The sequence below is a fragment of the Nostoc sp. genome (genome assembly GCF_036917575.1).
In the GTDB taxonomy this organism is placed as follows: domain Bacteria; phylum Cyanobacteriota; class Cyanobacteriia; order Cyanobacteriales; family Nostocaceae; genus Nostoc.
Map to the genome: position 1 here is coordinate 247,348 of NZ_JBALDC010000072.1, position 9,754 is coordinate 257,101.

Sequence of the window (9,754 nt, forward strand, 5' to 3'; positions counted from 1 at the left end):
TGAAGTGTACTTCATCTACTTGAAATCTGCTATAAGTAAAAAACTCAACGAGCGAATTATACTTTTGTTTTTAATCTTGCCTAAGTAATTTCGTGCAAAAAATTGCAATTTTGTAGTCAGCGCTAACTACAAGGGGATCATCTAGATAATTGAGTTCATATACGCCGACTTACTTACATCTGTGCAACTTATGAAACATTCTTATTGAAAAGATCGCAATAGCAAGCTAACAATATTTGGTGGCATTTCTTGCTGCATAGGTGATACTGTCTTTGTTTGCATTAAAGTATTTGGGCTAAGTCCTGCTATCAGATGGAGCAAGAAGGTGATGATGGCAGCTTGTATGAGTTTTTCCAGCATGGCACGTCTCTCTCTGAGTGGATTAGCATTTCAACTGCGACTGGTTATTCTAAATACACCTTGTACTCTCGGTTAACCGAATTTAACAAAAATAACTCGATAAATGCCGAAAGAAATCCTAAAAAAATGTTTAATATGTTACTAATTGTTAATATAATTCCCTAAGCAAATCGGATTTCGGTTATCGGTATAATCAATACATCGCCAAGGTTGTGCAGCAAAGTCCAAAATATAAAGTTGGCGACAATTGAAGTTTTTTGATTTATTCTTCTCTAAACCGGGATATTCTCTTAGACAGCTTTTGTCGCTAAAAAGTGTCCTTAGAAGTTGAATTTATTGCAAAAGCATATTTTGCTCCTTTGTTAAATCAGACAGAATAGCCAAGATTTACTTATATCCAGGGACTTCCAGAAATTAAATTATTCAATTGTGAGAGCGAAGACTATTGTGAAATTCTTCCTCCCCTGCTTCCCCTGCTTCCCCTGCTTCCCCTGCTTCCCCTGCTTCCCCTGCTTCCCCTGCTTCCCCTGCCTCCCCTGGTCGCCAAAGGGATAGGATATTTTTTTAGTTGGAAGTCCCTAGCTGGGAATAGTAGAAATCAGCCCCAGTTTCGTGCTGTCACCGATAAAATGTATTTAAAGTAGCCACAAACACGCTTCCATGATTCCTATCGTTATTGAACAATCGGGTCGAGGTGAACGCGCCTTTGACATCTACTCACGGCTGTTACGTGAGCGCATCATCTTTTTGGGACAACAAGTTGATAATAATATTGCCAACTTGATTGTTGCCCAAATGCTGTATTTGGATGCTGAAGACCCGGAGAAAGACATTTATATGTACATCAATTCTCCCGGTGGTTCGGTGACGGCTGGTATGGGCATTTTTGACACTATGAAACATATTCGCCCTGATGTCTGTACAATTTGTACCGGATTGGCAGCGAGTATGGGTGCTTTTCTCCTCAGCGCGGGTACTAAGGGTAAGCGGATGAGTCTACCCCATTCTCGGATTATGATTCATCAACCTCTAGGTGGCGCTCAAGGACAGGCGACTGATATTGAAATTCAGGCGCGGGAAATTCTCTACCATAAGCGGCGGCTAAACGACTATTTAGCCGAACATACAGGTCAACCAATTGAGCGAATTGCTGAAGATACTGAACGTGACTTTTTTATGTCGCCAGAGGAAGCTAGGGAATACGGTTTGATTGACCAAGTGATTGACCGTCACTCCGCTGGTAGTCGCCCAGCTGTTGCTGTTCTTAATTAATAGTTACGATTGGTAAATGGTGATTTACCACTTTTAATTTTCTTAAACCCTAAAAATAACCCCTTTTCACTTATGAAGAGGGGTTATTTTTGGAATGGGTGGTCTGTTCAAGTACTTAATATTCCGCGTCAATATCCGTGGGGTATTCTACTGGATGTTGAGATTCTAGGTAGTTGAGGAATACTAGTAGTTCTTCTTTGGTAAGTAGATTTCTAATTTGCTTACTAGAAGTTTTTAGGAAAATTTCGTCTAATCGTGGTGTCCGTTGAAATACAAGGTATTGGAGGAAGTCTAGTAATTCTACTTCTGTCAGCAAAGGTATGCGATCGCTTCCCATAATTTTTTATGAGATGTTCCCGTCCCTGGTCTATTATCCACCCTAGTGGCTGCATTTCAACATCTGTTTGAGCAATTGCTTCAGAAAAATTCACAGATTCCATAACTTCGTTACTGTTTCAAGAGCCTATATTATTGGTCATTAGTCCTTACAAATGACAAATGACTAATGACAAATAACTAATGACAAATCAAAATCCTGCTATCGGGTCTGGCTGAGATTGCAGGTATTTGAGAAATCCGTGTAATTCTTCTTCAGTCAGCAAAGTCCGCCCGCGCTTTCCGTAGGTTTCAATCAGATGCTCCCGTCCCTGTTCTGGTGTCCAGCCTAAACGCTGAAGTTCAACATCTGTTTTTGCAATTACATCCGATAAATCCACGGGTTCAGCTTTTTTCTTTCTCTTTCCTGTTGCTGGCGGGGTAGTGATATTTTCTTGAGGGCTGTAACTCCGAGGTGTAAATGGTGTGACATTGTTGGCAGAAATTGCCGGAAAGGTTTGATTTTCTGGCTGGTAATCAAAATTTATTTCCAAATTCTCAACTGGAGGATTGAATTCTAGCTCTTGGTTGGCAGTCATCGGAAAGTTTTGACCTAAATCCTGGCCATAGGTATCGTTTGATAGGGGCGCACCATTGCTGTACCCGTATTGTTCGTTACTGCTTGTTACTACTTCTGGTTTGATGTTCCGTTCTTTGGAAGGCGGTATAGATATTTCTTTGTTACTGACTGCTGACCACTGACTACTAACAAAATCTTCCTCTTTTGCAGAGGAATAGGCAGCAGGCTCATTCAATCCACCTTTAGTATTCAAGTCAGGATTTAGCTGTGCTGGAGAAACTGGATTTGAGGTCAACGCTACTGATTCTGGTGGCGTGTTTGTAATACCCAAAACTATCAGCGCCCTGGTTCTGGCTTGGTCTTCTGCTGCTTCTACTGTTTCTGCTGCTGCCATACCCGTAGCACGGGTGACACCTTCAATTTGCACGCTTGCGCGGACAATATATTTTCCTTGAAAAATTTGCACTAATTCAGAAATCAAACTGCCTTTGGGATACAAGCTCTGGAATTGAGCCAACATAATACTGCTACCAATCTAAATCTTTTGGGGACTTGGGATTGGGGACTGGGGACTGGGAAAGAATCATTTTAATCCTAATCCCTAATACCCAATCCCCAGTCCCTTTTAATGCTTTGTGTTGTGTCCCAATTGTAGCAGTAGCTGTTTTTTGACGAAATTTTTGGTCAGTGCTAACTTATCTGGGTAGTCTTGCTTGCAATGCTATACTGATTACCCAAGTCTATATCTAGAACTATTTTCTGGAAGTGCCCTCTAAATCTACAATAATGGAGATAAGGTTCGCCTTCGCTGCTTATTAAGCTGCTTACCTAATTGTTACCGATTCTACATGTGGGAAAATTGGGTTCACCAGCAGTTCCTTTTAGTTAAAAATCAGAGTCTAATGGCGTAAAATTACCTTCTCTCTAGACAATCAAACACCTGTAGTTTCCACGCCACTTGTTCCTACTTGGGGAGACCCCAGGACTGTAGTGGCTCCCCTGCATAGCGCTTTTGGGCAGTATGGATTCTCTAAGCCCAGCTTCTCAAAAACCCGTCGCGTAATTAACTAGCGGGGCTAAATTTTAATCAGGCGTGCAATCTTAAGTTTGATTAGGTGAAGGGACTTGAACGCAGGCGAATTCTGAGAGCACCGTGCAGTGAGAAGTTCGTAAACGCCCAGAGTTGTCCGTGGGTCGGCTTCTTTGCAAAGGAACTGCGGGAGTAGTTTCCCGCTTTTACTGGGTCGGGCTTCCTTTCCTTAGAACTTAGGAAGCTTGCTTCAGGGCAATTAGTTTCCAGCTTATTTCTGTAAGCCGTGAGGATATACAGAAATGAACCAGATTAAACAACAAATGATGTTTTGACCAAAGGTCGGTTCACTGCATGGAATTTTCAATCGCTACACTCCTTGCCAATTTCACCGATGATAAATTGGTAGCTCGGAAGGTTTTAGAAAAGAAACTTGGCTGTGAAGATGAAAAAAGCTTACAAAAACTTCACATTGCTTTAGATATTCTGGAAAAAATCGGTATTTTAGTGAAGGAACGGGGCAAATACCGCCGTGTTTCAGAAGAGGGAATAATCGAGGCAAAACTCCGTTGTTCTAGTAAAGGCTTTTGCTTTGCTATTCAAGATGTGGAAGGAGCCGAGGATATTTACATCCGCGAAAGTCATCTGAGTAATGCTTGGAATGGCGATCGCGTTTTGGTGAGAGTTCTTAAAGAAGGCAGTCGCCGTCGCTCTCCTGAAGGGGAGGTGAAGCTGATTCTCGAACGTTCTAACCACACTTTACTAGCACGAATCAAGCAAGTAGAAACTGGTTTTCGGGCTGTGCCTTTAGACGATCGATTGCTGTTTGAACTCAAGATTCAACCGAACGGGGCAAAGTTAGAAGAAGCGATCGATCATCTGGTTCATGTGGAAGTTTTGCGTTACCCGTTGGCACAATATCCTCCCCTTGGTCGAGTGGTGCAAATCCTCGGCAGTGATGCCGAAGCCGCAGCTGATATAGATTTAGTTACGTGCAAACACGACCTTTCCCGGACTTTTCCAGATAATGTTTTAGAAGCAGCCGCCAAGTTGCCCAAAAAGCTGCTGAAAGCAGACCTGAAAAATCGGCTGGATTTACGTAATTTGTATACTCTCACGATTGAAGGGGTAAATAGTGATACCAAAGTTATAGAAAACGCTTTTAGTTTAGAAAAAAACTTAGCCGGAAATTGGCTTTTGGGCGTTCATATCACCGATGTTTCTCACTATGTCCAACCTGACGAAGCCCTAGATAGAGAAGCACTCAAACGGGGCAAATCAGTCTATCTAGGAGAATTGGTGTTGCCAATCTTGCCGCCAACTGTAGTAGAACGCTGTTCTTTAGTACCTGGGAGCGATCGCTTAACCATCTCTTTTTTAATTACCATCGATCCCCAATCGGGAGAAGTGCTGGAATGGGAAATTCAACCCAGTGTAATCAATGTCGAAACTGCACTGACTACAGAAGAAGCCCAAGCAATTCTCACTGGTGAAGCTCAAGATAAATCATCACAGGTTTCCCAAATACTGCACGACCTCCAAGCCTTGCAAACAGGCGTTAAACAGGTACGCTTGACTCGTGGTAGCCTCCAGTTGAATCTGCCGCCTAGCCAAAACGCCTATTATGATGAGGGGATTCTTGGCGCTGTGGTGGTAAATGATTTACCAGTGCGATCGCTACTCACGGAGTTGGTACTGTTAGTTAATCAACTATTTGCAACTCACTTAAATGCCCTTGGTGTTCCCGCTATCTGGCGAGTCCAAGGTACTCCCGATGTTGAAGATGTCCAGGAAATGCTGAAATTGGCAGTCAATTTAGGCGTTGACCTGACATTAGATCCAGAAGTTGATATCCAACCCTTAGATTACCAACATTTGACCACAGCTTTTGCTGAATCTCCTTCTGAGCAAGTTCTTACTTACTTATTACAAGATACCCTTAAGCCGTCTGCATACAGTACCACCAAAGGATCTCACTTTGGTCTGGCACTACCGCAATATGTCCATTTTAGCGCTCCCTTGCGGCGGTTCCCAGATTTGCTGATGCAGAGAGTGTATTACACGCTACTTGAAAACGGACGCGATCGCCGCAATACCCGTGTTAGAGAGCGCGTTAATTTACGCCATTCCTCCAGCCACGAGGAAATTAACTGGAACGTTTTACCCCCAGAATTGCAACAAGAACTGCAAAGCGATTTGACTAGGGTAATTGTCCAAATCAACGACCGAGAAAAAGAAGTCCAAGAAGCCGAAGCCGATTTAGCTGGACTGCAAAAAGCCCAACTGATGAAGCAACGTATCGGTCAGGTATTTCAAGGTGTGATTACTGGGGTTCAATCCTACGGTTTCTTTGTGGAAATTGAAGTACCAGCTGCTGAAGTGGAGTCTAGGAGTAATCCTGGTGTGCCTTTGAGAGTAGAGGGATTGGTACACGTCAGTTCTCTCAAAGATGATTGGTATGAATATCGCGCCAGACAACAGGCACTATTTGGGCGCAAAAATCGTGCTTCTTACAGATTAGGCGATCGCGTCGCTGTCCAAGTTAAAAGTGTCGATTACTACCGTCAGCAAATTGATTTAGTAACAGTTGGTAGCGATGGCTTTGCTAAAGGTTTAACTGGTAATGATTCCCGTGACGAGCTTTCAGACCTATACTTACCAAATGACATGGAGCCTGATGACCTAGATCCTTACTCTGAGGATGAGTAAAATCCACTAAAAACTACGTGTTAAATCACACTAAACCTTTAATTGTAGGCGTATCGGGTGCATCTGGACTGATTTACGCTGTTCGCGCGATCAAATTTTTGCTAGAAGCGGAGTATAGTATTGAATTGGTTGCCTCTAAATCAACTTACATGGTTTGGCAGTCAGAACAGGAAATTCGGATGCCACCAGAATCAACCGGGCAAGAATTATTCTGGCGAGAGCAAGCTGGAGTTCCACTTTTGGGTAAACTCCGCTGTCATCCTTGGAGCGATGTCGGAGCCGGAATTGCCAGCGGTTCCTTTGCAACTCTGGGGATGATGATTATTCCATGCAGTATGAGTACAGTGGCAAAGCTAGCGGTTGGCTTGAGTTCCGATTTACTAGAACGAGCAGCGGATGTCCAACTTAAAGAAGGGCGAAAGCTGGTTATTGTCCCGCGTGAAACTCCTTTTAGTCTCATCCATCTACGTAACTTAACTTCTTTAGCAGAAGTTGGAGTGAGAGTTGTCCCCGCTATTCCCGCCTGGTATCACAATCCCCAAACCATCGAGGATTTAGTTGATTTTGTAGTTGCCCGTGCTTTAGATCAACTAGATATTGACTGTATCCCAATTCAGCGGTGGCAAGGCAGGAAGTAAAAAGGTAAAAGTAAAAAGGTGAGCCACTGCTCGACTAGGGTTCCCCAGCATAAAGGAGCCAGCCGCACAGGAAGGGTCTCCCGACTTGGGCGGACTGGCGTCAAGTGGCCTTAGCGCAGCGTAAAGCCTTCGGTGTAGGTTCGCTTAGAGCGACTGTGCGTAGCGTCATCCGTTCGCGCAGCGTCTCGCACAGAAGGGTAAAAGTAAAGATAGAGTTACTTTTACCTTTTGCCTTTTGCTTTTTGCCTTTTGCCTTCTACCTTCTACCTTTTACCTTTTTTATGGCTGTAATTCGCTTAATTTTATTGGTGGCAGTACTGGGAGGACTAACGCTGTTATTAGTCCAAAATTTCTCACCTGCCCTATCGCTAGTATTCTTGGGCGTGCGAACTCAACCATTACCACTAGCGATATGGATTTTGTTCAGTACTGCCACTGGTGCTTTCACATCGATATTGATTGCTACCTTATTTAATTTATCCAATTATTTTGTGGCAGGACAACGCCAAACTCCTAACAGAGCAACCACTCCTTCAAGTCGTGCCAAAGCAACCCAAAGAGAAGAATTTACATCTCGCCCTGCCAGTTCTCCACCACCAGCTAGTAAAAATGAAGAGTCTAGCAGTGAGGTATTTGATGATTGGGAGACAAATAGCAGTAAAGATGATGATTGGAACTTTGATGAACAATCACAGTCAGCACCTACCCCTAATCCTCAAGCTCAACAGCCTAGAGATTCAACAACTTATGAACGTCAATCAGAAGCCAAAAGTAGTTCTCGGTCTGGTTCAGCTTACTCCTACAGCTACCGCGAACCAAAAAATACAGCTGCCGGAAAAACTGAATCAATTTACGATGCTGATTACCGGGTAATTATCCCCCCTTACCAGCCGCCAACTACCAATCAAACAGATGATGATGATTGGGAATTTTTTGAGGAGGATGATGATTTTGAAGATGATGGTAAACGCCCCCGTCGGTGAGATATAGTAGCAGGCTACATCTCTATTTAATGCCACACCGTTCTCTTGACTCCTGCTTGACCTTACCAGTCATGGCAGCTTCCTGCAAAGTCATGAAAGCATTAAAATCTTCCAAGTCATATCGGGTAGTCAACAGTTGTCGTAGTTGATCTTCAGCTTCAACTGTTAAATAGCCAGTTGCTAAAACTCTTTCTACAATGTCACGAATTCGAGTCATGGTTGACACCTCATTCATACAATATTTATTCATTCAGGCTTATTGGGGTGGAATATGCAGTAGTCTTTGTGTCGAAACTTCAATTTATTTACAAGCTTTTTTTGGGCGCTCACGGTAAATCAGTCATTATTTACACCTTTATCATAAACATTTAATTGAGCAGGTCTTGTTATAACTGAACTTTTAGAATAATCATCCTGTGCTGGGAGAAACACAGTATTGTGTATACTTAAAATTAGCCACCGGATTAAAAACTCTGATTATTTGGATAGACAGATATTATTTGGATAAAGTTTCAAACAAGCTACTTTAATTTTTTGGTTAAGCATAGCGATTATTATGCAGCAATTATCAAGTTACTACAGAAAATTTCTATATTCCTAAGAAATTCATCGGTTATTACTGATGGTAATTTCATAGAAAAATCGTTAATTTATTACCTAAAAGCAGAGTCGTCAAGAAAATCTTAGGGATACCCAATTCATTGCTGTGCATGACTTTCAGGGAATAAATGCTTTTCTGACTTAAATTACTGAAACCTTTACTAGACAAAGACTTTACTCTAGTTTCTCAATTAGCTCGAAGTTACTTTAAATACCATTAGTAACAGTAATAACAGCAGTTAATTCCTCTGAAATAGAAGATGAATTTGAAGGCAATATAGTTCAGTTAAGAAAAATTGTAGGTTGTTAAACACCTTATGAAGCTAGCAATGATATTTTTTTCCCAGCAGTGATAAGTAGATAGGCACAATTAAACTGAACTATATAAAATTTTGTATGGGTAAGGAGAAAAGGTTAAAGGTTTTTCCCTTATCTTTTTACCCTTTACTCTTTTTAATTTAGTTGTGTTTTTTTGCACCCACTTAGTTGTTTATAATTTAAAACTGTGACTCAGCACTCAGAACTTATAATTGGAGCGAAACAACTGGTGAGCAGTGTATTACAAGGAGTTAACCTGTACTTAATTGGTATTATGGGCGTTGGTAAGACGACAGTAGGGCGCTTACTAGCAAAAGAACTGGGTTATAAATTTGTAGATACCGATGATGTCATTGCCCAAGCAACAGGTAAATCTATCAATCAGTTATTTGCACAAGTTGGTGAAGCCGGGTTTCGTCAGTTAGAAAGCGACGTACTTTCACAAGTTTGTGCTTTTACAAAGTTGACTATCGCAACCGGTGGCGGAATTGTACTGCGGCGAGAAAATTGGGGTTACTTGCACCACGGTTTGATAGTGTGGCTAGATACGCCAGTGGAGATAATTTACAGCCGTTTAGCTGAGGATACCACAAGACCACTGCTGCAAGATGCCGATCCTAAAGGTAAGTTGCGATCGCTCCTTGAACAACGAACACCACTTTACTCTCAAGCCGATTTACACATCACCGAGGGAGAGGGAGATACACCTGAAGATGTTGCCAAGCGAGTACTTGAGGCAATTCCTAGTGTGCTGAAAAAACCTGTTTCTCATTAATAGGGAAGATTGAGCTAACTGTGTCTATAAAAGATATTTTTCCTGAATCAGTTAAAAAAGCTTTGCAAAAAGAATAATGTAGGACTTACGCATTGACAGAAAGAATGACCTATGGGTCTAGATGATGCCATCACTGCTAAGGTTTGCAAAAATATGCTCACGTACAACTAACGT

General features: G+C 42.1%; 9 protein-coding genes. 5 read left to right on the forward strand and 4 right to left on the reverse strand.

The window, feature by feature from the left end; genetic code table 11:
* Window positions 1-201: 201 nt before the first annotated feature.
* A complete protein-coding gene (locus tag V7K79_RS22090) occupies window positions 202-360 on the reverse strand; it encodes a hypothetical protein (protein WP_335050412.1) in 159 nt (52 codons plus the stop codon).
* Window positions 361-1,020: 660 nt separating this feature from the next.
* Here V7K79_RS22090 and clpP point away from each other — a divergent pair.
* A complete protein-coding gene (gene clpP / locus V7K79_RS22095) occupies window positions 1,021-1,632 on the forward strand; it encodes an ATP-dependent Clp endopeptidase proteolytic subunit ClpP (RefSeq protein WP_335050414.1) in 612 nt (203 codons plus the stop codon).
* A 115-nt stretch (window positions 1,633-1,747) separates the two neighbouring features.
* Here the strand turns inward: clpP and V7K79_RS22100 are convergent, their stop codons facing one another.
* Complete coding sequence (locus tag V7K79_RS22100) at window positions 1,748-1,969, reverse strand: hypothetical protein (RefSeq protein WP_335050416.1); 222 nt, start codon at window positions 1,967-1,969, stop codon at window positions 1,748-1,750.
* Between the two features lie 190 nt (window positions 1,970-2,159).
* Window positions 2,160-3,047 (reverse strand): hypothetical protein, encoded by an 888-nt coding sequence (locus V7K79_RS22105; RefSeq protein WP_335050418.1) that lies wholly within the window; start codon window positions 3,045-3,047, stop codon window positions 2,160-2,162.
* Window positions 3,048-3,911: 864 nt separating this feature from the next.
* On the opposite strand from V7K79_RS22105, the gene V7K79_RS22110 reads away from it, so the two are divergent.
* From V7K79_RS22110 to V7K79_RS22120, 3 genes are all read left to right on the forward strand, one after another.
* Window positions 3,912-6,266 carry a ribonuclease R family protein gene (locus V7K79_RS22110; RefSeq protein ID WP_335050419.1) on the forward strand — a complete coding sequence of 785 codons (2,355 nt, stop codon included), beginning with the start codon at window positions 3,912-3,914 and terminating at the stop codon, window positions 6,264-6,266.
* Between the two features lie 17 nt (window positions 6,267-6,283).
* Complete coding sequence (locus V7K79_RS22115) at window positions 6,284-6,904, forward strand: flavin prenyltransferase UbiX (protein WP_335050421.1); 621 nt, start codon at window positions 6,284-6,286, stop codon at window positions 6,902-6,904.
* Window positions 6,905-7,185: 281 nt separating this feature from the next.
* Window positions 7,186-7,887 carry a LapA family protein gene (locus V7K79_RS22120; protein WP_335050432.1) on the forward strand — a complete coding sequence of 234 codons (702 nt, stop codon included), beginning with the start codon at window positions 7,186-7,188 and terminating at the stop codon, window positions 7,885-7,887.
* A 22-nt stretch (window positions 7,888-7,909) separates the two neighbouring features.
* Here the strand turns inward: V7K79_RS22120 and V7K79_RS22125 are convergent, their stop codons facing one another.
* Window positions 7,910-8,104, reverse strand: a complete 195-nt coding sequence (locus tag V7K79_RS22125) for a hypothetical protein (protein ID WP_335050423.1) — start codon at window positions 8,102-8,104, stop codon at window positions 7,910-7,912.
* Window positions 8,105-9,034: 930 nt separating this feature from the next.
* On the opposite strand from V7K79_RS22125, the gene V7K79_RS22130 reads away from it, so the two are divergent.
* Complete coding sequence (locus tag V7K79_RS22130) at window positions 9,035-9,580, forward strand: shikimate kinase (protein ID WP_335050434.1); 546 nt, start codon at window positions 9,035-9,037, stop codon at window positions 9,578-9,580.
* Window positions 9,581-9,754 lie beyond the last annotated feature (174 nt).

Excerpts from the sequence above, each read along its gene's own strand:
- V7K79_RS22090 (WP_335050412.1), bottom strand. The coding sequence starts at position 360 with ATGCTGGAAAAACTCATACAAGCTGCCATCATCACCTTCTTGCTCCAT.
- clpP (WP_335050414.1), top strand. The coding sequence starts at position 1,021 with ATGATTCCTATCGTTATTGAACAATCGGGTCGAGGTGAACGCGCCTTT.
- V7K79_RS22100 (WP_335050416.1), bottom strand. The coding sequence starts at position 1,969 with ATGGGAAGCGATCGCATACCTTTGCTGACAGAAGTAGAATTACTAGAC.
- V7K79_RS22105 (WP_335050418.1), bottom strand. The coding sequence starts at position 3,047 with ATGTTGGCTCAATTCCAGAGCTTGTATCCCAAAGGCAGTTTGATTTCT.
- V7K79_RS22110 (WP_335050419.1), top strand. The coding sequence starts at position 3,912 with ATGGAATTTTCAATCGCTACACTCCTTGCCAATTTCACCGATGATAAA.
- V7K79_RS22120 (WP_335050432.1), top strand. The coding sequence starts at position 7,186 with ATGGCTGTAATTCGCTTAATTTTATTGGTGGCAGTACTGGGAGGACTA.
- V7K79_RS22125 (WP_335050423.1), bottom strand. The coding sequence starts at position 8,104 with ATGACTCGAATTCGTGACATTGTAGAAAGAGTTTTAGCAACTGGCTAT.